General features: G+C 65.2%; 23 protein-coding genes. 12 read left to right on the top strand and 11 right to left on the bottom strand.

The features are described from left to right. Positions 1-223: 223 nt before the first annotated feature. The 5 genes from poxB to BN2476_RS01265 form a co-directional block, all read right to left on the bottom strand. Complete coding sequence (gene poxB, locus BN2476_RS01285) at positions 224-1,945, bottom strand: ubiquinone-dependent pyruvate dehydrogenase (RefSeq protein WP_087732355.1); 1,722 nt, start codon at positions 1,943-1,945, stop codon at positions 224-226. A gap of 106 nt (positions 1,946-2,051) precedes the next feature. Continuing rightward, positions 2,052-2,729, bottom strand: a complete 678-nt coding sequence (locus BN2476_RS01280; protein WP_087732354.1) for a methyltransferase family protein — start codon at positions 2,727-2,729, stop codon at positions 2,052-2,054. Positions 2,730-2,771: 42 nt separating this feature from the next. After that, entirely contained in the window at positions 2,772-3,602 is an 831-nt protein-coding gene (locus BN2476_RS01275; protein ID WP_087732353.1) for an arylamine N-acetyltransferase family protein, read from the bottom strand. A gap of 366 nt (positions 3,603-3,968) precedes the next feature. Then, positions 3,969-4,655: a hypothetical protein gene (locus BN2476_RS01270; RefSeq protein WP_087732352.1), complete on the bottom strand. Its 687-nt coding sequence runs from the start codon at positions 4,653-4,655 to the stop codon at positions 3,969-3,971. Positions 4,656-4,934: 279 nt separating this feature from the next. Then, positions 4,935-5,831 carry a LysR family transcriptional regulator gene (locus BN2476_RS01265; RefSeq protein ID WP_087732351.1) on the bottom strand — a complete coding sequence of 299 codons (897 nt, stop codon included), beginning with the start codon at positions 5,829-5,831 and terminating at the stop codon, positions 4,935-4,937. Between the two features lie 121 nt (positions 5,832-5,952). On the opposite strand from BN2476_RS01265, the gene BN2476_RS01260 reads away from it, so the two are divergent. After that, positions 5,953-6,888: a DMT family transporter gene (locus BN2476_RS01260; protein ID WP_087732350.1), complete on the top strand. Its 936-nt coding sequence runs from the start codon at positions 5,953-5,955 to the stop codon at positions 6,886-6,888. Between the two features lie 161 nt (positions 6,889-7,049). On the opposite strand, the gene BN2476_RS01255 is transcribed toward BN2476_RS01260, so the two are convergent. Further along, positions 7,050-8,354, bottom strand: coding sequence for an MFS transporter (locus BN2476_RS01255; RefSeq protein WP_087732349.1), 1,305 nt, complete (start codon positions 8,352-8,354; stop codon positions 7,050-7,052). Between the two features lie 175 nt (positions 8,355-8,529). On the opposite strand from BN2476_RS01255, the gene BN2476_RS01250 reads away from it, so the two are divergent. From BN2476_RS01250 to mdcH, 8 genes are read left to right on the top strand one after another with little or no spacing between them, the layout of a single operon-like run. Then, positions 8,530-9,312: a GntR family transcriptional regulator gene (locus BN2476_RS01250; RefSeq protein ID WP_087732348.1), complete on the top strand. Its 783-nt coding sequence runs from the start codon at positions 8,530-8,532 to the stop codon at positions 9,310-9,312. A 7-nt stretch (positions 9,313-9,319) separates the two neighbouring features. Beyond that, on the top strand, positions 9,320-11,011 hold the full coding sequence (gene mdcA, locus BN2476_RS01245; protein ID WP_087732347.1) for a malonate decarboxylase subunit alpha: 1,692 nt from the start codon (positions 9,320-9,322) through the stop codon (positions 11,009-11,011). Between the two features lie 4 nt (positions 11,012-11,015). Continuing rightward, on the top strand, positions 11,016-11,996 hold the full coding sequence (locus tag BN2476_RS01240; protein WP_087732346.1) for a triphosphoribosyl-dephospho-CoA synthase: 981 nt from the start codon (positions 11,016-11,018) through the stop codon (positions 11,994-11,996). Between the two features lie 5 nt (positions 11,997-12,001). Beyond that, the gene (locus BN2476_RS01235) at positions 12,002-12,316 is read left to right on the top strand and encodes a malonate decarboxylase subunit delta (protein WP_087732345.1); all 315 of its coding nucleotides are present in this window, start codon (positions 12,002-12,004) and stop codon (positions 12,314-12,316) included. Then, positions 12,313-13,197: a biotin-independent malonate decarboxylase subunit beta gene (locus BN2476_RS01230; RefSeq protein ID WP_087732344.1), complete on the top strand. Its 885-nt coding sequence runs from the start codon at positions 12,313-12,315 to the stop codon at positions 13,195-13,197. The genes BN2476_RS01235 and BN2476_RS01230 overlap by 4 nt, the downstream gene beginning before the upstream one ends. Next, positions 13,197-14,024 (top strand): biotin-independent malonate decarboxylase subunit gamma, encoded by an 828-nt coding sequence (gene mdcE, locus BN2476_RS01225; protein ID WP_087732396.1) that lies wholly within the window; start codon positions 13,197-13,199, stop codon positions 14,022-14,024. The genes BN2476_RS01230 and mdcE overlap by 1 nt, the downstream gene beginning before the upstream one ends. After that, positions 14,024-14,728 carry a malonate decarboxylase holo-ACP synthase gene (locus BN2476_RS01220; RefSeq protein ID WP_087732395.1) on the top strand — a complete coding sequence of 235 codons (705 nt, stop codon included), beginning with the start codon at positions 14,024-14,026 and terminating at the stop codon, positions 14,726-14,728. The genes mdcE and BN2476_RS01220 overlap by 1 nt, the downstream gene beginning before the upstream one ends. Then, positions 14,728-15,663, top strand: coding sequence for a malonate decarboxylase subunit epsilon (mdcH, locus tag BN2476_RS01215; protein WP_087732343.1), 936 nt, complete (start codon positions 14,728-14,730; stop codon positions 15,661-15,663). Before BN2476_RS01220 ends, mdcH begins: the two co-directional genes overlap by 1 nt. Before the next feature lie 64 nt (positions 15,664-15,727). Here the strand turns inward: mdcH and BN2476_RS01210 are convergent, their stop codons facing one another. Continuing rightward, the gene (locus BN2476_RS01210; protein ID WP_087732394.1) at positions 15,728-16,321 is read right to left on the bottom strand and encodes an alpha-ketoglutarate-dependent dioxygenase AlkB family protein; all 594 of its coding nucleotides are present in this window, start codon (positions 16,319-16,321) and stop codon (positions 15,728-15,730) included. Positions 16,322-16,540: 219 nt separating this feature from the next. Here BN2476_RS01210 and BN2476_RS01205 point away from each other — a divergent pair, with 219 nt between their 5' ends. Next, a complete protein-coding gene (locus tag BN2476_RS01205) occupies positions 16,541-17,125 on the top strand; it encodes a malonic semialdehyde reductase (RefSeq protein WP_087732342.1) in 585 nt (194 codons plus the stop codon). A 69-nt stretch (positions 17,126-17,194) separates the two neighbouring features. Here the strand turns inward: BN2476_RS01205 and BN2476_RS01200 are convergent, their stop codons facing one another. After that, entirely contained in the window at positions 17,195-17,509 is a 315-nt protein-coding gene (locus BN2476_RS01200; RefSeq protein ID WP_087732341.1) for a hypothetical protein, read from the bottom strand. Positions 17,510-17,879: 370 nt separating this feature from the next. Here BN2476_RS01200 and BN2476_RS01195 point away from each other — a divergent pair, with 370 nt between their 5' ends. Then, positions 17,880-19,040, top strand: a complete 1,161-nt coding sequence (locus BN2476_RS01195; RefSeq protein ID WP_087732340.1) for a metallophosphoesterase — start codon at positions 17,880-17,882, stop codon at positions 19,038-19,040. 66 nt (positions 19,041-19,106) lie between these two features. On the opposite strand, the gene scpC is transcribed toward BN2476_RS01195, so the two are convergent. From scpC to BN2476_RS01180, 3 genes are all read right to left on the bottom strand, one after another. After that, on the bottom strand, positions 19,107-20,621 hold the full coding sequence (gene scpC / locus BN2476_RS01190; RefSeq protein ID WP_087732339.1) for a succinyl-CoA:acetate CoA-transferase ScpC: 1,515 nt from the start codon (positions 20,619-20,621) through the stop codon (positions 19,107-19,109). Positions 20,622-20,750: 129 nt separating this feature from the next. After that, positions 20,751-20,972 carry a hypothetical protein gene (locus BN2476_RS01185; protein WP_087732338.1) on the bottom strand — a complete coding sequence of 74 codons (222 nt, stop codon included), beginning with the start codon at positions 20,970-20,972 and terminating at the stop codon, positions 20,751-20,753. Between the two features lie 140 nt (positions 20,973-21,112). Continuing rightward, complete coding sequence (locus BN2476_RS01180) at positions 21,113-23,293, bottom strand: FUSC family protein (RefSeq protein WP_087732337.1); 2,181 nt, start codon at positions 23,291-23,293, stop codon at positions 21,113-21,115. A gap of 197 nt (positions 23,294-23,490) precedes the next feature. Here BN2476_RS01180 and BN2476_RS01175 point away from each other — a divergent pair. Then, positions 23,491-24,447, top strand: a 957-nt coding sequence (locus BN2476_RS01175; protein ID WP_087732393.1) for a LysR family transcriptional regulator, incomplete at its 3' end; no start/stop codon positions are given.

The raw sequence follows: 24,447 nt of genomic DNA, 5'->3' as shown, positions 1-24,447 counted from the left end.
CGTGCCATCTGTTTGTACGCGATTGATCGGACAGCCCCCGAGTCTGTCGGGCGGCGCAGCACGGCGCGAAAAGGCCGGGATGGAGTGGTTCGAATGCCGGCTGCGCAGAGAAGATCCGCGCTGCTGCTTCTGTTATAGACCTTCGCCGCGAGACTGCAATGCTGTGTCGCTGCATTGCAATGCGACGCGCATCGGCAAGCGTTGCGCGCCGCGTTGGCTCTTTTTATCGCAGGTTCGTCTTTGCCAGCTCGACGATTTCATCGCCGCGTCCGTTGAGAATCGCGCGCAGCATGTAGAGGCTGAAGCCCTTGGCCTGCGAAAGCTCGATGGTCGGCGGCATGGCGAGCTCATGCTTGTCGGTGACGACATCGACGAGCGCCGGCCCCCGATGCGCGAATGCCTGCTTCAGCGCGCCTTCGAGTTCTTCCGAATCCTCGACGCGAACCGAGAAAATGCCCGCACCTTTCGCGATTTGCGCAAAATCGGTCTTGCTCAGATCGACGTTCGTGTCGAGATAGCCGCCCGCTTTCAGTTCCATCGACACGAAGCCAAGCAGACTGTTGTTGTACACAACGACCTTGATGGGCAGATCGAGCTGGCGCGCGGTAAGCAGATCGCCGAGCAGCATCGACAGGCCACCGTCGCCCGACAGCGACACGACCTGCCGCCCCGGATGCGCCGCCTGCGCGCCGAGCGCCTGCGGCATCGCATTCGCCATCGACCCGTGATTGAACGAGCCATGCAGTTGCCGCTTGCCGTTCATCGTCAGATAGCGCGCGGCCCATAGCGTCGGCGTGCCGACGTCGGCGGTGAAGATCGCGTCGTCGCTGGCGGCTTCGTCGATCATCCGCGTCAGATATTGCGGATGAATCGGGCGGCCCGGGTCGGAAGGCGTCGCGAGCTCGTCGAGGTCGCGGCGCGCTTCCTGGTAGTGCGCCGTCGCCATGTCGACGAACGTGCGGTCGTCCTTGCGCTTGAGTTTCGGCAACAGCGCGGCGACCGTTTCCTTCACCGTGCCGACGAGCCCCATCGCGAGCGGCGCGCGCCGCCCGAGCTGCGAGCCCTTCCAGTCGATCTGCACGACCTTCGCATCGGGCGGATAGAACGGCCGGTACGGAAAATCGCAGCCGAGCAGCAGCAGCACATCGCACGACATCATCGCGTGATAGCCGGAGCTGAAGCCGAGCAGCCCCGTCATGCCGACGTCGAACGGATTGTCGTATTCGATGAACTGCTTGCCGCGCATCGCATGGACGATGGGCGCGCCCAGCGTGTCCGCGAGCTTCACCACTTCGTCGTGCGCGCCCGCGACGCCGCTGCCGCACATGATCGTCACCGCTTCGCAGTCGTTGAGCATCGTCGCGAGGCGCGCGAGTTCGCTGTCGGGCGGAAGGACTGCGGACGGCACAGTGGGATTCCACACAGGCGCCTGCGATGGCCCTTCGCTCAACGCGATATCGCCCGGCAGCACGATCACGGCGACGCCGCGCTGCTCGATCGCCGTGCGCATCGCGCGTTCGAGCACGCGCGGAAACTGCGATGCGTTCACCACCAGTTCGGCGAAGTAGCTGCACTCCTTGAAGACTTCCGTCGGATGCGTTTCCTGAAAGTACCCGAGGCCGATTTCCGTCGACGGAATGTGCGCGGCAATCGCGAGCACTGGCTGATGGCTGCGGTGGCAGTCGTAGAGCCCGTTGATCAGATGCAGGTTGCCGGGGCCGCAACTGCCCGCGCACACGGCAAGCTGCCCGCTCGAAGCCGCCTCGGCGCCCGCGGCGAATGCGGCCGCTTCTTCGTGACGGGTGTGCATCCAGCGGATCGAGCCGACCTGATCGAGACTGAACGCCAAACCGTTGAGACTGTCGCCTGTCACGCCCCAGATGCGTTTGACGCCTGCTGCGGCGAGCGTCTTTGCGAGGTAATCCGCAATCGTGTTCCTGGCCATGAACGTTCCTCGTTTGCGATGAGTTTGCGATGGCTGCTGCTACTTCGGTTCGCCATGTTTTTCGTCGGCACGCGAGCGGAGCTTGCAACGGCCTGACAAAGCGGGATCACCAGACATGCGGCAAGAACCGATAGCGCACGCGTGCCGCGTATTGCGCATAGCCTTCGAGCTGCGCGCACAGCATGCGCTCTTCGAGCACCGCGCGATAAGCAAGCGCCGCGACGAGCAGCGGCACGCATGCGAGGCCCCACCACGAGCCGAGCATCAGCGGCGTGCCGGCGAGAAACAGAATGGCCCACGCGTACATCGGATGACGCACGTATGCATACGGCCCGCTGTCGCTGACCTTGTGGCCGCGCTCTGCCTGGATCTTCACGACGGGCGCCGCAAAGCTGTTCGCGCGAAACACGGCCCGCATCGCGACCATGCTGACCAGAATAGCAAGCGCACCGGCGGCCTGCAGCCAAGGGCCCATCGACGACCAGTGAAAGCGCCGCGCGTCGAGTCCCATCAGCACGAGCCACGCGCACCATACGATCGCGACACACACGAGAAAGACCTTATCCCATGCGCTCTGGCCGCGCTGCGAGAACGAGCCGAGCCGCTCCGCGAGCAGCGCCGTGTCGTAGCCCGCGAGCCACACGCCGATCCACAAGCCGAGTCCGCCGAGTTCGGTCAGATAGCACCACGCGGCCGGCCACGCGAGCGTATGCGCCGCGCCCAACAGCAGCACGCCCATGAAGGCGATCCACAGTACGTTCTGGATGACGAGACGCGCGATCATCGTTGGTGCCCGTTCGAATGTCAGACGGGAGTCAGACGGATGTCAGGCGGGCTGGCCCGCCGTCGACACGCGCCTGTAGATGTCCGCGACGTCGATATCGCCGAGTTCGATCAGGAACGTGTCGCGCAGGCACGTCTCGAGTTCGTGCGCGCTCTCGATGTGTCGCTCGATGGCTTCGCCGTCTTTCGAGCGCGCGGTGAGCCGGTCGTTGAACAGCGTGAGCCGCCCTTCCGGCGTCACGCGGCACACGACAAGACTCGTCGTGAAGAACGACGCGGGATGCGTCGACGTGTACCAGTTCGACACTTCGTAATCGATCCACTCCGCGCGCTGCAGATCGAAGCGATAGGTCTTGAGCCACGTCTCGCCCGATTGCACTTCGAGATCGAACGAGCCTTGCGACGCATCGGCGAGACGGAACGGCTCGTGCGTCGTCTGTTGCGCGACGCCTGTTTGCAGGCGCAAGGGCGCTGTCAGCGTGACGGCGCCGAAGCCGACGTCGGCGATCCACGGCTGATCGCCGACGCTCACGCGCAGCACCATATGCGTGCGCGGCGTGATCGCATCGGGCTCGCGGTTCCATAGCACGCGCGCGATCATCGGCGTCACGTCGAAGCCGAGCTGCATCAGCACGCGCGCGAACAGGCCGTTCTGCTCGAAGCAATAGCCGCCGCGCCGACGTTCGATCAACTTGTCGACGATCGCGGGTAGTCCGAGCTCGACGCGGCGGCCCGTCAACGGGTCGAGGTTTTCGAACGGAATCGACTGCGGATGCAAGCGTTGCAGATCGCGCAACACGTCGAGCGTCGCGGCCTTCGGGCCCGTGTAGCCGATACGTTTGAAATAGCGGTCGAGATCGAGTGTGGTGGACATCGGGTTCTCCTTGTCGAGTTGGCGCTTTAGCTGTCGGCTGGAGTTAGTGCTTTAGCACTTACTCTGGTCCCATGCAGAGCGGTCGGCTGGAGTTAGTGCTTTAGCACTTACTCCGGCCCCATGCAGAGCACACATTCCGGTCCCATCCAGGATGGTTGCTGTTGTTGCCTGTCGCGTTGCCCATCGTGCGCATGCTGTGTGAAGCGCATGCCTCACGCAGCGCGATGCGTCGTGCGGCATCGAATCGAAAGCGTACCTTCATTGCAGCGTGCGATGCGTAAAGTCCCTAAACGCATACGCCCATTAGCACCCGATCGATCGTCGCTAAGCGGTGTCCACTCGCAACGACCTCGCCCGTCACACACCTCAAAAGCCCTTGAGCGCCGAAGTCGCGATGGACGGCACGCTGATGCCATGGCTCGTCGCGTACTGCACGGCCGCGCTCAGCGTCGACGCGAGCGACTGCAACTGCCCCGGCGCCGACTGCGCGATATACGACGCCGCTTGCGCGGACTGCGGATTCATGCCCGATTGCAGCAGCGACGAGGGGCTCATCTGCCCGATGCTGCCGAGACTCGACTGCAGGCTCGAATACTGGCTCACGCCCTGCCCGAGCGACGCGAGGCCGTTGGAGAACGCCTGCTTGTCGACGGGCTTTGACGATCCCGATGACGACTGGTTCGCGAATGCCTGCGTGAGCGTCTGCGACAGCGACTGCTGCGTGCTGCCGACCTGCGACAGCTGACTGACGGAAGGCGTGCCGCCGCTCAACAGGCCCGATGCCTGCTGCGCCCGGCTGGCCGCGCTCGACAGCCCCATCGCCGATGCGAGGCTCGACTGGCCGCTCAACACCTGCTGGTTCGCGCCGACGTAGTTCTGCAGAAGCTGCGATATGCCTCCCGACGAAGCGGCCGCTCCCGCGTTGCCACCGGCATTGCCCGATGAATTGCCGCCGCCGATGCCGAACTGTTGCAGGTTTAGCTGCGCAAAAGCGGCGCTGCTCACGAGCAGGCCCGTAGCGAGTAGCGCCGTGGAAAGAATGCGTGTCTTCATGGAAGGCCCTCCTGTCATGTGATCGATGCGTGACGTACGTCGCGGATGCGTGTCGAGTTCGTTCCGACGAGTTCGGCCCGACGAGTTCGTCCTGAGTGTGTCGCTTCGACACGCGGACCCGGCTCGCGTTCGCGTTTTCGTCAGACCCAAGGCCGCGTGGCAAATCGCGGGCCTGCTCCTGGAAAGCCTCACCCAATGCGAGCGACAACACCCGTGACACGCATATGGCGTAAGCGCAGCATGTAATCGCGGATAGCGACACACAACGCGAATAGCACGTCACGCCCTGACACGCGCCTCTCGCGGCTCGCGGGCCGGCGCGCGCACCGAGAGGTCCTGCACCATCTGCGCGGCGAGATAGTCGCAGGTCGGACGGTCCGACTTCGCGCTGCGCGCGACGACGATGTCGAGCGGCTCGATCGTCGGCAAGCCCTGCTCGGCGCCGAGGATCGCGAGCCGCGACGGCACGCTGCAACGTGCGAGCGCGATCACCGAGAGGCCCGCATCGACCGTCGCGACGAGACCGCTCAGGCTCGCGCTGCTGTACGCGGCGCGATAACGGATGCGGGCGCGGTCGAGCGCGGCCAGCGTGTTCGAGCGCGCGACGCAGCCGGGCTCGTAAAGGCCCACGGGCAACGGCGAGACGTTCAGCACAGGCGTATCGGCGGACGCGCCCACCCACACCATCGGCTCGCTGCGCACGAATTCGCCGCGCAGCTTGCGGTCGCGCGTGACGAACGCGAGATCGATCTTGTTGTCCGCGAGCATCGGCGCGAGTGCCGTGCTCTGCGCGCAGACGATCTCGATCTCCACATGCGGATACAGGTTCGAAAAGCGCCTCAATACCGGCGACAACAACGACGACACGTAATCGTCCGGCGCGCCGAGCACCACGCGCCCCGTCACTTCGGGCCGCACGATGGCCGACCACGCCTCCTCGTGCAGATCGATCACGCGCCGCGCGTATTCGAGCAGCGTGTTGCCCGGACGCGTCAGCGAAAGATTGCGCGTGTCGCGCGCAAAAAGCGTCGTGCCGAGCATGCGCTCCAGCCGCTTGATCTGCATGCTGACGGCCGCCTGCGAGCGATGCACGGAAACGGCCGCCTTCGTGAAGCTGCCCGCCTCGACGACGGCGACGAAGGTGCGCAACAGATCGACGTCGAACTCGGGATGCATGATTCATCAATCCGGCTTATGGAATTTCTCAATTTTATTCGTTTGTCACGCGAAGGCAAACACACCGATACTCGGACGCATCCGACCACTCAATGCCGTTCAAAGCAAGGAGCCGTTTGCCATGCCGTCCCTGTCGCCGCTATCGCTCAGCCGAAGCCAGCAAGGCGCGCTCACGCTCGCGAGCGGCGGCCTGTTGATGGGCACGATCGGCGTGTTCGTCGAGGAAGCGCGGCTCGGCGCACTCACGCTCGTGTTCTTCCGGTGTCTGTTCGGCTTCATCTCGCTCGCCGCGTACTGCGCGTGGCAAGGCTATTTCGCGCGCCGCCATTTCACGCGGCGCACCGTGCTGCTCGCGATGCTGTCGGGCGTGCTGATGGTCACGCAATGGGTCTGGTTCTTCGATGCGATTCATCGCACGAGCATCGCCGTGGCGACCGTCGTGTTCCACGTGCAGCCGTTCTGGGTCGTGCTGATCGGCGCGGCGCTGTTCAACGAGCGGCTCGGCATCGACCGGCTCGGCTGGATCGCGACGGCGTTCGTCGGGCTCGTGCTCGCGTCGGGCGTCGCGGCAACGGGCGCGCTGCAAGGGCATGCGAGCTACCTGATCGGCATCGGCGAGGCGCTCGCGGGATCGGTGCTGTATGCAAGCGTCACGCTCATCGCGAAGAGTCTCGGCGAGCTGCGCCCGCATCTGCTGACGCTCGCGCAATGTGCCGTCGGCGTCGTGTGTCTGCCGTTCATCGCGCCGCTGGGCGCCGGGCATATCGCGCCCGTCCAATGGTTCTGGCTGATCGGCATGGGCGTGCTGCATACGGGGCTGTCGTACGTGCTGATCTACGGCGCGCTGCCGAAGCTCACGACGCCCGTGATCGCCGTGCTGCTGTTCGTCTATCCGCTGACGGCGATCGCCGTCGATGCGATCGTCTACGGACGCGCGCTCAGTGTTCCGCAGATGGGCGGCATGGCGCTGATCGTGGTCGCGAGCCTGGGCGTGAATCTCGGCTGGCCGCTGCTGTCGGCGTTGCGCATCCAGAAGCCGGGGCACGCGCGGCGCTGAGCGTCGCGAGCGAAGGCAGAAAAACGAAACGCGGCGCATCGAGGCGCCGCGTTTGCATGGAGAGACCGACCGATAGAAGAAAACCTGTTACTGCGGCAGATCCTCTCCCTTCGTTTCCGGCGCAGTTTGCATGGACAGGCCGATCGTAAGAAGAGACGCCGTTACTGCGGCAACTCTTCACCCTTCGTTTCCGGCGCAAGCGGAATGATGAACAGGCCAACGATGAACGCAACCGCCGTCAGCGCGACGGGCACGCCGAGCGTGTGCATGTTGAGCACGGCGGCGCCGAGCAGGAAGTTCACGCCCGCGCCGACGAAGCGGCCGAACGACGTGCAGAACGCAAACGCCGTCGCGCGCACGCGGGTCTCGAATTGCTCCGGCAGCCACAGGCTGAAGAGCGCGAAGTTGCCGCCGAAGAAGCCGAGCACGAAAAGCCACGCGATGAACGGCGCGAGCCCGTTCGGCAGATAGAACGCCCAGCCGAAGCTGCCGACGATCGACACGGCCATGCCCGCGAAATAGACGGCAAGCGTCTTCTTGCGGCCGATGCGTTCGGCGAGCGGCGGCAGCGCGAGGCAGCCGAGAATCGTGCCGATCGACAGCAGGCCCGTCGCCATCGACGCCATCTTCGTCGCTTCGGGCTTTGACATGCCGGCGCGCGCCGCGAGCTGGATCACAGCCGACGGCTCATACACGGCGCCCGCCCACAAGCCGATGATCGCGATGGTCAACAGCGCGCAAGCGACCCACGTGCGGCGGCGATAGGTCCGCCCGAAGATTTCGCGCATCGGCTTCACGTGCACCACGTCGCGCGCTTCCGCCCTCTTCCACTTGTCCGACTCCTTCACGCGCGTGAGGATCATGATCGCGACGAACACGGGCACGGCGCCCGTCAGGAACATCGCGCGCCAGCCGAAGTGCACGCCGACCGTGTAGTTGAGCGCAGCGGCCAGAAAGAAGCCCGCGTAATAGCCCGTCTGCAGGTAGCCCGCGCCCATCTTGCGCCGGTCCTCGGGCCACGACTCCGCGACGTAGGTGCCCGCCAGCGCCCACTCGCCGCCGATGCCGACGCCCGCAATGAAGCGGAAGATGCCCAGTTCCCACACGTTGTGCGCCGTCGCCGACAGCCCGGTAAAGATCGCGAACGTGAAGATGGTGCCCGCCAGCACTTTCGTGCGGCCGAAGCGGTCCGCGAGCGGCCCCCAGATGAACGACAGACCCCACCCGACAAGGAAGAGCGCAAACAGGATCGAACCGGCCAGGCCGACGTTCGCGGGCGTTGCCGCATAGCCCGAGCGCGGCAGCAACTCGGTGAGCGCGGGCGTCAGCACCAGCGCGTAGATGAACGAGTCCATCCCGTCCAGCGTCCAGCCCGCCCAGGCGCCCCAGAATCCGGCAATCTGCGACCGGTTGAGCGGTGTACGCTGCCGGAGGGTTCCTGCCCGGTCCGATATCGATGAATTCATGCTCCTGCTCCTCCAAGTGCTACGGTTGGATTGGGTGACCGTCACGACGCAGCGGCTCCCCCTGCATGCCGGGAAGCCGCATGCGCGAGTGGAAGCGCGTCAGCGCCGTGCCTCTTGAAAACCCCGGGTTTGTCCCGCTGGAAATTGTTCATTTTTATATATAATATTTGATGTCATGAACGACGCAACCGATGGTTTTCCCCTGGAGAGCGCTCCGTGCGCTCCTCTTCTGCCGACGGCGTACACGCCGCGGGCCAGCACGCCGCGCGTGATCGCGGAAGCGCTGCGCGCGGCGATCATCGACGGCACGCTCGCGCCCGGCGCGCCGCTGCGCCAGGACGCGATCGCGCGCCATTTTTCGGTCAGCGCGATTCCCGTGCGCGAAGCCTTGCGTCAGCTGGAAAGCGAAGGCTGGGTCAAGGTCGAGATGAACAAGGGCGCGACCGTCGCGCGACTGACGCCCGACGAAGCACGCGAGATCTATGAGATCCGCTCGGCGCTCGAAAGCCTCGCGATCGCGCTCGCGATTCCGAATCACACGGCCGCGACGCTCGCCGAAGCGGCGGCGCTCTGCAAAGCGGCCGAGAGCGAGCCGGACCCCGCGCTTTACGTGACGCGCAACGAGGCGTTCCACACCTGCCTGTACGCGCCCGCGAACCGCCCGCAACTGGCCGAGATGATCTCGTCGCTGCACCGGCGCGGCGAGCGCTATCTGCGACTCAAGTTCGGCATGCCCGAGTACAAGGGCGCGTCCGATGCCGAGCACGCCGAGATCCTCGCGGCCGTCGAGCGCAAGGATGTCGCGGCCGCGCAAGCGCTCGTATCGGCGCACCTGCTGGGCACGGGCGAGTTTGTCTATCGTTTCTTGACGGAGCGCGCGCAAGCCGAAGCCGCCGAGGCGGCCCCGCGCCGACGGCGCGGACGGCCCGCGCGCACTCCATCCATTATCGGGAGTTGAAGCGCCGATGAATCAACGAGTCGAGTCAGCCAAGCTCGAATTGGCACAGGCAACGGAAGCGCCTGCCGCGCGCTCATGGACCACCAGGCGCGACGAGAAAAGACGCCGGCTCGCCGCGATCGAGCCCTGGCTCGAAGACGGGATTCTTCCCGCCGCGCGCATCGTCGATGCGCTCGAAACGCTGATCCGTCCCGGCGACCGCGTCGCGCTCGAAGGCGACAACCAGAAGCAGGCCGACTTCCTGTCGCGCTCGTTCGCGAAAGTCGATCCGCAGAAGGTGCACAACGTGCATCTGCTGATTTCGAGCATCAGCCGGCCCGAGCATCTGACGCTCTTCGAAAAGAACATCGCGCACAAGGTCGATTTCTCGTTTGCCGGTCCGCAAAGCCTGCGCGTCGCGCAACTGCTCGAAGACGGCCAGCTCGAAATCGGCGCGATCTATACGTACGTCGAACTGTATGCGCGCATGTTCGTCGACCTCACGCCGCACGTCGCGCTGCTGTGCGCGGAAAAGGCCGACCGTCACGGCAATCTCTACACCGGCCCGAATACGGAAGACACGCCGACCATCGCCGAGGCCGCTGCGTTCCGGCATGGCATCGTGATCGTGCAGGTCAACGAGATCGTCGATGAACTGCCGCGCGTCGATATTCCGGCGTCGTGGGTCGACGTGGTCGTGCAGGCCGACCGCCCGTTCGCCGTCGAGCCGCTTTTCACGCGCGATCCGCGCCACATCGGCGACTTGCAGGTGCTCACCGCGATGATGGTCATCAAGGGCATCTACGCGCCGTATGGAATTTCGTCGCTGAATCACGGCATTGGCTTTGACACCGCCGCGATCGAACTGCTGCTGCCCACCTATGGCGAATCGCTCGGCCTCAAGGGCAAGATCTGCCGCAACTGGACGCTCAATCCGCATCCGACGCTGATTCCCGCGATCGAGTCCGGCTGGGTCGAGAGCGTGCATTGCTTCGGCAGCGAAGTCGGCATGGAGGCGTATATCGAAGCGCGACCCGATGTGTTCTTCACGGGCAACGACGGCACGCTGCGCTCGAACCGCGTGCTGTGCCAGCTCGCGGGGCAGTACGGCGTGGACCTCTTCATCGGCTCGACGCTGCAGATCGACGGCGACGCAAATTCGTCGACGGTCACGCGCGGGCGTCTCGCGGGCTTCGGCGGCGCGCCGAACATGGGACACGATCCGCGCGGCCGGCGTCATTCGAGCGAAGCGTGGCTCAAGCTGCTGAAGGACCAGGGCCCCGTGTCGCGCGGCAAGAAGCTCGTCGTCCAACTGGCCGAAACGTACAAGAAAGGCGGCGAGCCGACCTTCGTCGATGAACTCGATGCCGTCGCCGTCGGCGCGAAAAGCGGCATGCCCGTCGCGCCCGTGATGATCTACGGCGACGACGTGAGCCACGTCGTCACGGAAGAAGGCATCGCGCATCTGCACAAGGCGGAAGGCATCGATGAGCGGCGCGCTGCCGTTGCCGCCGTCGCGGGCGTGACGCCCATCGGCTTGCGCGCGAAGCCTGAAAAGACGGCCGAGCTGCGCCGCCGGGGCATCGTCGCGTATCCGGAAGACCTCGGCATCCGGCGCGGCGAAGCGAAGCGCTCGCTGCTCGCGGCGCGCAGCATCGACGATCTCGTCACCTGGTCGGGCGGACTCTATACGCCGCCAGCGCGCTTCCGTAGCTGGTGACGCGATGGGCTTGCTTTCCACCTTGCGTTCGGAAGCGGCTGCTGTTCGCCGCGCGCGCGTCGAAGATTTCGGCCGCCGGTGCGGCGCGCTGTCCGACACGACGCTCGCTGATCTCGCCGTCGCTTCGCTGATCGAAGAAGCGCAACTGACACCGAAGCCCGCGCTCGTCGATGCGCGCGGCAGCGGCGCGCATCGCGATCTCGACTTGCCGCTGATGCTGCGCTCGGCGCGCGCGCTCGAACCGACGTTCGCGGCGCTCGCGCGCGCCTCGCGTGGCCGCATGCCGTCCGCGACGCTGCGCACGGAACTCGCGCAGCTCGGACGCGCGGGCGAACAGGACATGATGCGCGCGACGGACGGCAGCAATGCACATCGCGGCGCGATATGGATCGTCGGCCTGCTGGTCGCGGGCGCGGCCATCGTGTTCGACGAAGACGCTCAGCTTGCAACGCCGGCGCTGACGCCGTACGCACATGTCCACGCGCATGCGCATGCACACTCGCATGCTGCACGCGTCTGCGAACTCGCCGCGCAGATCGCCTGCTTTCCCGATCGCTTCGCCTCGCCCGCCGACAGCCACGGCGAGCGAGTGCGTCGGCGGTATGGCGTCGGCGGCGCACGACAGGAAGCGCAGGACGGCTTTCCGCATGTGATCGGCGTCGGTCTGCCCGCACTGCGCGCGGCGCGCGCGAAGGGCATCCGCGAGGACGACGCGCGTCTTGACGCGCTGCTCGCGATCATGGCCTCGCTCGACGATACGTGCCTGCTGCATCGCGCGGGTCTCGCCGGTCTGCGCGCGGGTCAGCGCGGCGCGCACGTCGTGCTCGCGGCGGGCGGCACATCTACGGCGGCGGGACGCGCGGCGCTCGATGCGCTCGACTCCGAGCTGCTGTCGCTCAACGCTTCTCCCGGCGGAGCGGCCGATCTGCTCGCCGCCACCCTCTTCATCGACAGGCTGGCCCATCGCGCGGCCAGCGGGAGCTGAAACTGATGGAACAGATGACATTCGACTATCCGGCGCAACGCGCGATCACGACACGCGCGCATGTGGGCGTCGTCGGCTCGGGGGATCTCGAAGTGCTGCTGTCGCCCGCCGACGCGATGAAGGCGTCGGTGACGGTACGCACCAGCGTCGACGGTTACGGGCATATCTGGAAGAGCGTGCTCGACCGCTTCTTCACGCGCTATGACGGCGCCGCGCACATCGAAATCAACGACTTCGGCGCGACGCCGGGCGTCGTCGCGCTGCGTCTCGCGGAAGCAGTCGAAGCCGCCGAAGCGAACGACCAGGGAGCGAGCGCATGAGCACGACGATGACATCCGTCGCGCCCGCGCCGGCGCTGCGCGACAGCTTCATCGAGCTGCCCGCGCGCGAGCGGGCGCGCGCGCTCCTCGACGAAGGCACGTTCCGCGAACTGCTCGGTCCGTTCGATCGCATCGGATCGCCGTGGCTGCCGTTGCAAGGCATCGTCTGTCAGGCCGACGACGGCGCCGTGATCGCGCGCGGCACGATCGACGGCGAGCCCGCCGTGATCGCCGCGATCGAGTCCGCGTTCCAAGGCGGCAGCATCGGCGAAGTATCGGGCAGCAAGATCGCAGCAGCGCTCGAGCTCGCGCTGCGCGATTGCAAGCGCGGCAAGATCGTGCGGCCCGTCGTGCTGTTCGAAACGGGCGGCGTGCGCTTGCAGGAAGCGAATCTCGGGCTCGCCGTGATCGCGGAAATCCAGGCGGCGATCGTCGCGTTGCGGCGTCATGTGCCCGTCGTCGGCGTGATCGCGGGGATGGTCGGCTGCTTTGGCGGCATGTCGCTCGCGGCCGGGCTGTGCTCGTATCTGATCGCGACGAAACAGGGGCGGCTCGGCATGAACGGCCCCGAAGTGATCGAGCAGGAAGCGGGCATCGAAGAGCTCGATGCAAGCGACCGGCGCCGCGTGTGGCAGATGATCGGCGGCGAGCAGCGCGTGGCGACGGGACTCGCCGACGCGCTCGTCGACGACGACGCGCACGCGATCCGCGCAGCGATTCGCGATGCGTTCGCGCGCGGCGTGCCCGCGGCGCATCGCAGCGAGCAGGTGTCGGTGTATCTGGAGCGGCTTGCGCGGATCGATCCCGCGAACGTATCGCCGGACACGATGCGTGAGGTGTTCGAACCAGACTCGACGGCCGCGCCGCGCAAGGAGCAATGATGAGCCCAACGAGCAACAACGAGACCCTCACACGCGGCATGCGCTGGTTCAAGGCGCTCGCGGGCGACACAGCCGTTGCCGCGCCCGTCTGGTCCGCCGATGGCGCGCTTGGCAGCGAAGCGGCACGCTTCATCGCCGTCGTGCCCGATCCGGACAACCGCTTTCCGCGCGCAACCGACAACGTCGTCGGCCTCGAACAGGGCTGGCGGCTCGCGCAAGCGGTGCGCGATGTCATCGCGTGCGATGCGTCGTCGGACCGCAAGCGCCCCATCGTCGCGATCGTCGATGTGAAGAGCCAGGCGTACGGCTATCGCGAAGAGACGCTCGGCATTCATCTCGCGTGCGCGTCGGCCGTCGATGCGTATGCGAGCGCGCGCGATGCCGGGCATCCCGTCGTCGCATTGATCGTCGGACCGGCGATGTCGGGCGCGTTCCTCGCGCACGGCTATCAGGCGAACCGGATCGTCGCGCTCGACGCGCCGGGCACGATGGTGCACGCGATGGGCAAGGAAGCGGCCGCGCGCGTCACGCGACGCACCGTCGAGGAACTCGACAAGCTCGGCGAAACGATCACGCCGATGTCGTACACGATGGCGTCGTTCGCGAAGCTCGGGCTGCTCGACATGCTGATCGAAGGCGTCGATGCCGACGCGCCGACCGATGCACAGATCGAACGCGTGCGCCGCGTGCTGGCCGAATCAGTGCAGAGCGCGCGGTCCGATGAACGCGGGCTGTCGCGGCGGCTGCAATCGGATACGGCGAAACAGACGCGCGCGGCGTCGATCGAAGTGCGGCGTCGGCTCGCCGAGCAGTGGGATGCTGCGTGATGCGTGAGAGCGCGGTTGCTCCGTTTGCGCTCGACGATGCGGCCGCTTCAGGCGACCCGCGTTGGCAGCCACATGACATTCTGCGTTTGCATCGACTCGAAGCGTTCGACAACGAGCCGGCGTGGGTCCGCGATGCATTCGCGCGTGCGCCGTTCGTCGTCGTGAGACGGGCGCAAGTCGCGCCGGGTTTTGTCGCAGTGGGCGTGCGCGGCGCGGCGCGTAACGAGCGGTATGGAACGTGGGCGCGCTCCGACGATATCGAGGCTGTGGTGAAGCCCGAAGGGTTGCCGTCGCCTTCGACGCTCGGTGCGGATCGCCGCGCATTGTCTGCGCTCGTCGCGCTGGATGCGTTGCGCCGTGATTCGTCTTCGACGCTCGACACATTCGCATGGGGACCGACGGGAAGCGTCGGCTTCGAACTCGCGACCTTCACGCCGACCGTCACTTCGACGAGCGATCTCGATCTGTTGATACGGATGCCGAATCATTTTCCACGCGACGAAGCGCAGCGACTGCAAACCCTGCTCGACACGCATGCGATGCGCGCCGGCATCCGCATCGACGCGCAACTCGAAACGCCAGCGGGCGGCGTCGCGCTCGTCGAATATGCGTCCGGCAAGGCGCGCGTGATGGCACGAGACGCGAGCGGTCCACGGCTCGTCGCCGATCCGTGGGCGCGGGTTCACACGCAGGCGGGTCGCTGATGCTCGCGTTTCTCTTTCCTGGTCAGGGCGCGCAATCCGAAGGCTTCTTGCATCGTCTCGGCGACCATGCCGCGATTCGCACGACGCTCGATGAGGCATCGCAGACGCTCGGCGTCGATGTGCTCACGCTCGACACGCCGACGGCGCTCGAATCGACCGTCGCCGTGCAGACGGGCTTGCTGATCGCAGGCGTCGCGATGCAGCGCGCGCTCGAAGCCGAAGGACTCGCGCCGGAGATCAGCGCGGGCCTGTCGGTGGGCGCGTATGCTGCGGCTGTCAGCTGCGGCTCGATCGCGTTCGCCGATGCGCTGCTGATGGTCCGCAAGCGCGCCGAGCTGATGGAAGACGCCTACCCCAGCGGCTACGGACTCGCGGCGATTGCGGGAATGACCGAGCACGAAGTCGAACGGCTCGCCGATGCGCAAGCGCGTGACAGCAATGAGCGCGTGTACGTCGGCAACGTGAATGCGCCGCGCCAGATCGTCGTCGCGGGATCGAACCGTGCGCTCGATGCGTTCATCGAGCGCGCGCTGGCGACAGGCGCGCGCAAGGCGACGCGGCTTGTCGTCAGCGTGCCGTCGCATTGCGAACTGCTAGCCGCAGCCGCCGACGCGCTGACCGACTATGCGCGCAGCGTGCCGTTTCGCGCGCCTTCGAGTCTCTACGTCGGCAATCGCGGCGGCCGCGCGCTGCATACGGCCGACGCCATCCGCGACGATCTGGCGACCAACATGCGCTACACGGTCCGCTGGTTCGACGCGTTGACGCTGATGGTCGAAATGGGCGCAACGGTGTTCGTCGAAGCGCCGCCGGGACAGGTGCTGACCGATATCGTCCGCGAGCAGTATCGGGATGTGGCCGCCATCGCGGCGAGCACGCTGCCGTTCGATCGGCTCGCGCCGACCATTCATCGCCGCATCGAATCCGCTGGCTGAAACCGGTTCCTTATGCGCATAAATTTCTTCTAATTTTTAATGCGCGTGTAGCAATCCGGCGGGGCTACTTTCCGGGCGTAATGAAGCGGAACGTCAGATTCACGCGCTCGCCCTGCACCTTTGGCTCTTTCGGCACGCGATGCCGCCATTCGGCCTGGGTCCTTCCGCGCATCACGAGCAGGCTGCCGCCCTTCAGCCGATACGACTGCACGACGCCCGTCCTGTTGTGCTGCAGATCGAACCGGCGCGCCACGCCGAGACTCACCGACGCGATCACGGGCTCCTTGCCGAGTTCGGGCTCGCGGTCCGCGTGCCAGCCCATGCTGTCCGCGCCGCTGCGGTAGCGGTTGAGCAGCACGCTGTTGAACGGCGCATCGCAGGTTGCCTCGACGGCCGACCTCAGTTCCGCGACCGCGGGCGTCCACGGCTGCGGCACGTTGCGGATGCCTGAGTACATGTAGACGGCATCCCGCTCGCCTTGCCACGCGGTCAGGCGCGGCAGCGGCACGCGGCCCGCGGGCGTGAACATCGAGTCCTGCCGCCAGGCCACTTCCTCGACGACGCGCGCGAGCAACTGCGCGGCGGCGGCGGGCGCGAGCCACTCGGGGAACCACGCGACATCGGGGGTCGGCAAATCGTCGAACAAATCGGCGGACATCATATTGCGATCGCGAGCCAGCGCTCGCGAAGCCTCTCTTTCAAGGGAACAGCGTTATTATCGGACGTGCCGCTGCGACGCGTCAGGTGTCGACCGGAGTTAGCGCTTTAGCACTTACTCCGGTCCCATGCAGAGCACTTACTCCCGTCCCATGCAACACGGTTGCCGTCCAGCTTGCGCTTTCATCCGCATTCCAGAAACCCCGTACTGCCCATCATCATGACTCTTTCCGACGACGCACTCGATCAACTGTTCCGCACCGCCCGCACGCACAACGGCTGGCAGCCACGGCCCGTCGACGATTCGCTGCTCAGGCAACTGGTGGAACTCGTGCTGCTCGGCCCGACATCGGCCAATTCGAGCCCGGCGCGCTTCGTGTTCGTTAAAACGCCCGAGGGCAAGGCGCGGCTGCTTCCCGCGTTGTCCGAAGGCAATCTGGAGAAGACGATGTCGGCGCCCGTCACGGCCATCGTCGGCATGGACATGGCGTTCTACGATCATCTGCCGAAGCTCTTTCCGCACGCCGATGCGCGCAGCTGGTTCGCCGGCAACGAGGCCGCGATCGCCGATACCGCGTTTCGCAACGCGACGCTGCAAGGCGGCTATCTGATCATGGCCGCGCGTGCGCTTGGCCTCGATACGGGGGCGATGTCGGGCTTCGACAAGGCGAAGGTGGATGCGGAGTTTTTCGCCGGCACGACCATCAAGTCGAACTTTCTGATCAATCTCGGTTACGGCGATCACTCGAAACTTTTTCCGCGCAGCCCGCGCCTTTCGTTCGACGAAGCGGCGCGGATCGTTTGATTGCGGACGGTGCAAATCGACGTTTGCTGATCGCGGCGCGCTGATACGCGTCGCACGCGGAAGGCGGCTTCAGCTGGTCAGCATCGCGACGTAAAACACGATCGCGCCGACCAGCGCGCCGACAAAGCAGAAGCCCTCTTCGGCCTCGTCGCCTCGCGAGCGCAGCCATGCGGCGGCGACGCCGAAGAGCCCCGCCACGCCGAGCGCGACGAACACCATCACGACATAGAAAAGCGCGGTGCGGCCCAGCTCGGAAAAGTCGATGCTGCGCACGCCGTAGTAGACGCCGAGCGCCATCAGCGACAGCACGACCATCGGGAGCATCACATGGCTGCCTTCGTAGCCGATGTGATGCTCGCGATGCGTGATCTTTGTCGTTTTCATCTTTGCCCCCCACCTCGATCCGATATGGCGATCAAGCGCGCGGCTGTCGCTGGCAGGGTATCTATCGCGTTCGTTCAGGCCGGAAACGGAACGCGGTGACTGCAGACGACAGTGCGCTCATTTTCAGAATAGTCCGTTCATGTCCGCAACTCAATACCCATTTAATAGGCATGACGAAGAACTTGTCGCGTCCATCGTGCTGCATCGCAGCGCGTGGACAGCGCCTGCGCCGCGGCACGGCGGCGAGCCTTCGGCAAGCGCGCAAAACTGCTTGTAGAATGACTGGCCGCCTTCCGTCTGTCTCTCCTGGTCTGTCGGCGTGCTCCCTGCGACTCGTATCCCGCGCTGCGCCAGCGCCCTGCTTCCACCTATGCGCCGCCTATCGTTTCTTGTCCGGATCATCGCCATCGGCATTCTGCTGCACGTGTACGTGGGCATCCGGATCATTCCCGAACTGCCCGTCGATAACGCCGTGAAGTGGCTGTGCGCGCTATGGCTCGTGCTGTCCGTGCTGCTGATTCCGCTCGGCATGATCGCGCGCACGATCGAACGGCAGCCACTCGGCGACCGGCTCGCGTGGGCGGGCTTGCTTCCGCTCGGCTTCTTTTCGTCGCTGCTCGTGCTGACGTTCGCGCGCGAGCTGATGCTGCTCGTCGTGCTGATCGTCGAGATGCTCGCGCCGCAAGCCGTTCACGTCGCGCAGTGGGAGACCGACAGCGCGATCGCGGTGCCACTGCTCGCGCTGATGTCGACGGCCGTCGGCTTCGTCAATGCACGGCGCCGCGCGCGTATCGTGTCGATCGACGTGCCGATCGACGATCTGCCGCGCGCGCTCAATGGCTTCACGATCGTGCAGATCAGCGATATTCACGTCGGCCCGACCATCAAGCGCGGTTACGTCGATGCCATCGTCGATGCCGTGAATCGACTGGAGCCCGATGTGATCGCAGTGACCGGCGATGTCGTCGATGGCAGCGTCGAGCGGCTGTCCGAGCACACGCGGCCGCTGTCACGCCTGAGCGCGCGTCATGGCGCTTACCTGGTGACGGGGAATCACGAATACTATTCGGGCGCCGATGCGTGGATCGCCGAGTTTCAGCGTCTGGGCCTGCGTGTGCTGCTCAACGAGCATGTCGTCGTCGAGCACGACGGCGCGCAGGCGGTGATCGCGGGCGTCACAGACTATACGGCGGGGCACTTCGATCCCACGCATCGGAGCGACCCGGCCGCGGCGCTCGAAGGCGCGCCCGGCGACGTGCTGATCAGAGTGCTGCTCGCGCATCAGCCGCGCACGGCCGAAGCCGCTGCCGACGCGGGCTTCACGCTGCAACTGTCCGGCCACACGCACGGTGGCCAGTTCTTTCCATGGAATTTCGCTGTGCGGCTGCAACAGCCGTTTGTCGCCGGGCTTTCGCGGCTCGATAACCTGTGGGTCTATACGAGCCGCGGCACCGGGTATTGGGGACCGCCCAAGCGTCTGGGCGCGCCGTCGGAAATTACGCGATTGCGTCTGGTCGGCAGCGGCGCCTGAGCATCAACTGATGGATCAACTGAGCTTCGACTGGGCCTCGGCCGTGACGCTCCGATCCCGTTTCTATCACGCCGTGACCTTTTGGCCCGGCAGCATCGATCCCGTTTCCTGAAACCGCGCGTGCCATGCAAACGCTTCGCGCAGCACGTGCGGCGTCTGTCCGCCGAAGCGCAGCGCGTCGCGATAGTAGTCGCGCAGCAGATCGCGATAGAGGGGATGCACGCACTTGTCGATGATCAGCGACGCGCGCTCGCGCGGCGCGAGTCCGCGCAGATCCGCGAGGCCGATTTCCGTCACGACGATATCGACGTCATGTTCGTTGTGATCGACGTGCGGGACCATCGGCACGACGCTCGAAATCGCGCCGTCCTTCGCAATCGACTTCGTCGCGAAGATCGCGCACGATGCGTTGCGCGCGAAGTCGCCCGAGCCGCCGATGCCGTTCATCATGTGCGTGCCGCCGACATGCGTCGAATTCACGTTGCCGTAGATGTCGAACTCGAGCGCCGTGTTCAGCGCGATCAGGCCGAGTCGGCGAATCACTTCCGGATGGTTGCTGACTTCCTGCGGACGCAGCACGAGACGGTCGCGATAGCGCGCGAGTTCGCCGAACACCTGCGCCTGGCGCTTCTCGGACAACGTGATCGACGCGCCCGATGCGAACGTGACCTTGCCCGCGTCCATCAGATCGAAGGTCGAATCCTGCAGGACTTCCGAGTAGATCGTGAACGGCTCGAACGGCGACTCGACGAAGCCGGCCAGCACAGCATTCGCGATCGTGCCAATGCCAGCCTGCAGCGGCGGCAGCGGAGAGGGCATGCGCCCATGCGACACCTCATGCTGGAGAAATTCGATCAGATGACCCGCGATCCGCGCAGTATCTTCGTCGGCGGGCAGCACGGTCGACGGGCTATCGGGCTTGTCCGTGATGACGATCGCGGCGATCTTCTCGGGCGGAATCCCGATCGCGGTTGTGCCGACGCGGTCGCCCGGACGCACGATGGGCAGCGGCTCGCGATGCGGGCGGCGGCCCGGAATCCAGATGTCGTGCAAGCCCTCGAACGCGAGCGGCTGCGCGAGATTGATTTCGACGATGACCTTGTCCGCGAGAATCGCGAAGCTCGCCGAGTTGCCGACGGAAGTGGTCGGCACGATGCCGCCCGTCTCCGTGATCGCAACGGCTTCGATGATCGCCACGTCCAGCTTGCCGAGCTGGCCGGCGCGCAGCATTTCGACCGTCTCGGACAGATGCTGATCGACGAACATCACGTCGCCGCGATTGATCGCGCGGCGCAAAGTGTTGTCGACCTGAAACGGCAAACGGCGCGCGAGCACGCCGGCATCCGTCAACAGGCTGTCGACGCCGTGACCGAGCGAAGCGCCCGTCATCAGCGTGATGCGCAGCGGCTTGCCTTCGTTACGCGCGCGTTCGGCCAGCGCGACGGGCACAGCCTTCGCGTCGCCCGCGCGCGTAAAGCCGCTCGCGCCGACGTGCATGCCATCGTGAATCAGCAGCGCTGCCTGCGCCGCCGACGTGATCTTGCCGCGCAACGCGGCACAACGAATCCGGTCTTCGTACATGAATGAAAGTCTCTCCGATGTCACGCTCGCGGCAGCCGAAGTGCACGTCTTGTTGTCGGTGTGCGTCGTCCGGTTGCCGCCTGATGCCAGTTGATGCTGTGTTGCAGGTGCTTCGCCGTGCCGTTCGGGTTAGCTGCCGAAGTACATCACGCAGTAGCTCACGGGACCGACACAGTCGTTGGCCTTCTTTGCCGGTGCCGTGGCGGGACGCTGCGCTTCGGGTTGAGCGACGCGTGCTGCGCTCGACTGGGCAACCTGTTGCGCGCTTTCGTCCGCCGGCGCTGTCTGCGCGTGCGCGAGGGCAGCAGCAGACAACGAACAGGCAATCAGGACCAACTTCAGCGCTTTCATTTCAATCTCTCCATTCGGTTCAGTGACTGCGGGAGCAGTGGCTCCAACTATAGGGCTGGGATCGGCGCGGATTAAGAGGGCCAGGCGGAAGGCATTCTTCCAGGTTGCGGCAAGATCGATGTTCGCCGCGGCTAACCGGGCTAACGCGCGCCGAATGGCGCATCCTTGTCGAGCAGCGTCGTGCGGATGAAGTGCAGGCAACTGAGGATGCGCTGCTGGTCGTGGCGCTTCTCGCGATCCGTATGGACGGCATCGAGCACCTGCTGCACGACACGCATCGCGGCGCGCACGGCGATTTGCGCGCGCTGTGCATTCGCCTTGTCGGGCCGCTCGAAAAGTCGCGCGAGCTCGCGCGTGACGCGATCGAGTGAAGGGTTCCAACGCGTGTGCAACTGCGTCGCGTAGGCCGCGCGCTCGGCGTCGGCGCGCAGATCGATGACGGCGTGACCGACTTCGAGCGTCACCAGCATCCATCTGAGCGCATAGCGGTGACGTCGCGAGCGCCTGGGCAACAGCATGCGCAACTGGTGCATCAGGTCGTGCGTGCTCGACTGGAAGCGTTGCGCAAGACCCGTGAGCGGCGCCGTGCAGGCGAGCGTGATCTGACTGCGCAGATCGCCTTCGATGCGCGCGATCAGCCATGGCATCTGCACGGGGAAGACGATCGCGGCGCCCACCGCCGTCACGAGCATCGATACGACGATCGCGATGCCGTTGTTGATCAACAGGTCCGGTGCGTACACGACGACGTTGTCGGGCGCGGCGAGCAGGCAGAAGAACACCGTGAAGCCGACGCCGTAGCCTGAAGTCTTCGCGCGCGACGCGAGAAACGTCCCCGCAGCGAGCACAGGCGCGAGCATCACGCATAGCAGCGGAAAGCCATCGATGACGGGATACACGTAGCACGTGACGAGATAGCCGACGATCGTCGCGCACGCCGCGCCGACGGACATCTGCAGTGCGAGCTTGACTGGGTTCGGCGCGGACGACGTCAACGCGCAAGTGAGCGCGGCGCCGATCACGGCCATGCCGCCGCTCGGCCAATTGGTCGCGATCCAGAACCCGCTGATCGAGCCGACGACAACCGCCGTGCGCGCAAACGTGCACGCGACGACAAACCCATTGGTCCGGCTCGCGTAACGCACGGGCGGGCGCTCGCGCGCCGGGTTGTTATTGGTCTCGAGCGACGCGTACGTATCGATGTATCGAATGAACTCGCCGACGAAGCGATACAGCAACTCTCCCGCTGTATCGAAGTCCGGCAGGCATCGAGGCTCGCTCGATTCCAGCGGACGCCGCGTCGCGCGCATTCTTGCGGGCAGCGTCGCCTGAAAGCTCTTGAGTCTGATCGCGATGCGGGCAGCATCGGACGAATCGAAGCGTCGTTCGGTGTGTGCCACGAGCAATCGCGACAGTTCGCGAAAATACGGCGTTGTCGATTGCAGAACGAGAATCGACTGGTTGTCTCGCAGACGCTTCCTCAACTGATGCAATGCATGCAGACGCGCGCAAACGTCCATAAACTCGTGGTTCAGCCTTGCAAGCACCTGACTGCGCGAACGCATGCCGGGGTCCTCGAAGGCAGCGAACGCGCGTGTCGCTTCGAAGCCCACCACTTCGTCGACGAGATCCGCGAAATAGCGCTCCGACGTGCCTCGCTCGACCGCCCCATCCAGCACTTTCACGGCGAAGGCAGTAAAATCGAGATGCCTCAGTTGCAGTGCGTTTTGCAGCGCCAGGCTCGAACGGCGCGGCACGATCAGCGCGCTCACTGCGGCCGAGCAGATGATGCCGATCGCCACTTCCGCGGCGCGCGTCAACGCGGCGAGGAACAGGCCGTTCGGCTCCATGACGGTCGGAATGCCGATCAGCGCAGCGGTATAACCCGCAAGCACGAAGCCGTACCACCGAAAATGCCGATATCGGACCGCCGCCGCCACGCAGGCGCCCATCCAGGCCGTAATGCCGAGCATGTAAAGCTCGGGCTGCTGCGCGAACAATGCGCCGAGCAGCAGCGCGGCCAGCATCCCGACGAACGTCCCGACAATCCGATAGAAGCTCTTTGCGAGCACCATTCCGCTGAACGGCTGCATCAGGACGAACACGGTCGTCATCGCAGTGCGCGGCTGCTGCAATTCGAGCAGCATCGCGATACCCAGCGCGAGCAGCGCTGCCATCACCGTTTTGAAGAGATGAAGCCAGACGAGGCCGTCGGTGGTCGCCCACTCTTCGCTCGCGTCGGTGATTGCCCGCAACATGCCGGCTCGCCATCCGAGAGTGGCATCGGACGACACTTGCTTCATCGCATGCTGGGGTTTCATTCGTTGAGACCGCGCTTGGCTATTGTCGGAGGAGCGCGGCATCGAACATGCACACTCCCGCCCTGAAGGCGCCGATTGTAGGAGCCTGCGTTGTACGAATTAATGCGAGGCGTAGGGAACATCCCTTGCAGAACACTCAACAATGGCGGCATGCAATAGGCGGACAATAACGGCTTGATGTCAGTCAAGAAGAATTGATGGATACGTTACAAAACATGCGGGTGTTCGTGCGCGTTGTCGAGGCGGGCAGTTTCACGGCAGCGGCGCAATCGCTCAATACGACGACGGGCGCGATGTCCCGCGCGGTTTCAGAACTCGAGGCGCATCTACGGACGCGTCTGCTGAACAGATCGACGCGACGCCTCGCGTTGACAACCGCTGGTGAGAGATATCTGAAGCGATGTCAGCAGATTCTTGCTGATGTCGATAATGCTGAAGAAGAAGCAAGTGGCGCGCATGAGCGGCCGTCGGGCGTGCTGCGAATGCATAGCTTTGCAAGCATCGGCCAGCACTACGTGCTGCCTGCGATCTCGCGATATCGCGAGATTTATCCCGAAGTTGCCGTCGAACTCACGCTTTCGCAGCAGATGCCGGATCTGTTCGAAGGCAGCGCCGATGTCGCTGTCGTGGGAGCGTCGACGTTGCCCAATTCCGATCTCGTATCGCTTCTGCTCGGGACGACATTCAGCATCTTGTGCGCGTCGCCCGCTTACATTCACGCGCACGCAGCGCCCCAAACACCCGCCGATCTGCTGCATCACGACTGTCTGTTGCTCAAGACGCCGGCCTTTCCGACCAGCGAGTGGACACTCGATGGTCCGAACGGCAGCGAGGCGCTGGAAGTGAGCGGGCCCGTGCAGGTGAATATCGCCGAATCGCTAATCGTGGCGATTCGCGAAGGCATGGGTATCGGGATGCTGCCGCTGTACGCGGCCATCGACGGACTGCGAACGGGATCTCTCGTCCGCGTGCTGCCGGAATACACGCTGCAGAAGATGAATGTTTATGCGCTGTATCCGTCGCGCAAGTTCATCGACGCGAAGACGCGGACGTGGGTGGAGTTTCTGCGGACGCATCTGCCACAGGTCATTGCCCGCGACGTCGCGTTGCTGGTTGAGACCGGCTGTCAGAGTGTGATCAGCGATGCCCTGCGT

It is taken from the genome of Paraburkholderia piptadeniae (assembly GCF_900007165.1).
Taxonomy (GTDB): Bacteria; Pseudomonadota; Gammaproteobacteria; order Burkholderiales; family Burkholderiaceae; genus Paraburkholderia; species Paraburkholderia piptadeniae.
This window is presented reverse-complemented; position numbering and strand designations above follow the sequence as displayed.

What these genes read in the sequence shown, in the direction of transcription:
- poxB (WP_087732355.1), bottom strand. Translation starts at nt 1,945, where the DNA reads ATGGCCAGGAACACGATTGCGGATTACCTCGCAAAGACGCTCGCCGCA.
- BN2476_RS01280 (WP_087732354.1), bottom strand. Translation starts at nt 2,729, where the DNA reads ATGATCGCGCGTCTCGTCATCCAGAACGTACTGTGGATCGCCTTCATG.
- BN2476_RS01275 (WP_087732353.1), bottom strand. Translation starts at nt 3,602, where the DNA reads ATGTCCACCACACTCGATCTCGACCGCTATTTCAAACGTATCGGCTAC.
- BN2476_RS01270 (WP_087732352.1), bottom strand. Translation starts at nt 4,655, where the DNA reads ATGAAGACACGCATTCTTTCCACGGCGCTACTCGCTACGGGCCTGCTC.
- BN2476_RS01265 (WP_087732351.1), bottom strand. Translation starts at nt 5,831, where the DNA reads ATGCATCCCGAGTTCGACGTCGATCTGTTGCGCACCTTCGTCGCCGTC.
- BN2476_RS01260 (WP_087732350.1), top strand. Translation starts at nt 5,953, where the DNA reads ATGCCGTCCCTGTCGCCGCTATCGCTCAGCCGAAGCCAGCAAGGCGCG.
- BN2476_RS01255 (WP_087732349.1), bottom strand. Translation starts at nt 8,354, where the DNA reads ATGAATTCATCGATATCGGACCGGGCAGGAACCCTCCGGCAGCGTACA.
- BN2476_RS01250 (WP_087732348.1), top strand. Translation starts at nt 8,530, where the DNA reads ATGAACGACGCAACCGATGGTTTTCCCCTGGAGAGCGCTCCGTGCGCT.
- mdcA (WP_087732347.1), top strand. Translation starts at nt 9,320, where the DNA reads ATGAATCAACGAGTCGAGTCAGCCAAGCTCGAATTGGCACAGGCAACG.
- BN2476_RS01240 (WP_087732346.1), top strand. Translation starts at nt 11,016, where the DNA reads ATGGGCTTGCTTTCCACCTTGCGTTCGGAAGCGGCTGCTGTTCGCCGC.
- BN2476_RS01235 (WP_087732345.1), top strand. Translation starts at nt 12,002, where the DNA reads ATGGAACAGATGACATTCGACTATCCGGCGCAACGCGCGATCACGACA.
- BN2476_RS01230 (WP_087732344.1), top strand. Translation starts at nt 12,313, where the DNA reads ATGAGCACGACGATGACATCCGTCGCGCCCGCGCCGGCGCTGCGCGAC.
- mdcE (WP_087732396.1), top strand. Translation starts at nt 13,197, where the DNA reads ATGAGCCCAACGAGCAACAACGAGACCCTCACACGCGGCATGCGCTGG.
- BN2476_RS01220 (WP_087732395.1), top strand. Translation starts at nt 14,024, where the DNA reads ATGCGTGAGAGCGCGGTTGCTCCGTTTGCGCTCGACGATGCGGCCGCT.
- mdcH (WP_087732343.1), top strand. Translation starts at nt 14,728, where the DNA reads ATGCTCGCGTTTCTCTTTCCTGGTCAGGGCGCGCAATCCGAAGGCTTC.
- BN2476_RS01210 (WP_087732394.1), bottom strand. Translation starts at nt 16,321, where the DNA reads ATGTCCGCCGATTTGTTCGACGATTTGCCGACCCCCGATGTCGCGTGG.
- BN2476_RS01205 (WP_087732342.1), top strand. Translation starts at nt 16,541, where the DNA reads ATGACTCTTTCCGACGACGCACTCGATCAACTGTTCCGCACCGCCCGC.
- BN2476_RS01200 (WP_087732341.1), bottom strand. Translation starts at nt 17,509, where the DNA reads ATGAAAACGACAAAGATCACGCATCGCGAGCATCACATCGGCTACGAA.
- BN2476_RS01195 (WP_087732340.1), top strand. Translation starts at nt 17,880, where the DNA reads ATGCGCCGCCTATCGTTTCTTGTCCGGATCATCGCCATCGGCATTCTG.
- scpC (WP_087732339.1), bottom strand. Translation starts at nt 20,621, where the DNA reads ATGTACGAAGACCGGATTCGTTGTGCCGCGTTGCGCGGCAAGATCACG.
- BN2476_RS01185 (WP_087732338.1), bottom strand. Translation starts at nt 20,972, where the DNA reads ATGAAAGCGCTGAAGTTGGTCCTGATTGCCTGTTCGTTGTCTGCTGCT.
- BN2476_RS01180 (WP_087732337.1), bottom strand. Translation starts at nt 23,293, where the DNA reads ATGAAACCCCAGCATGCGATGAAGCAAGTGTCGTCCGATGCCACTCTC.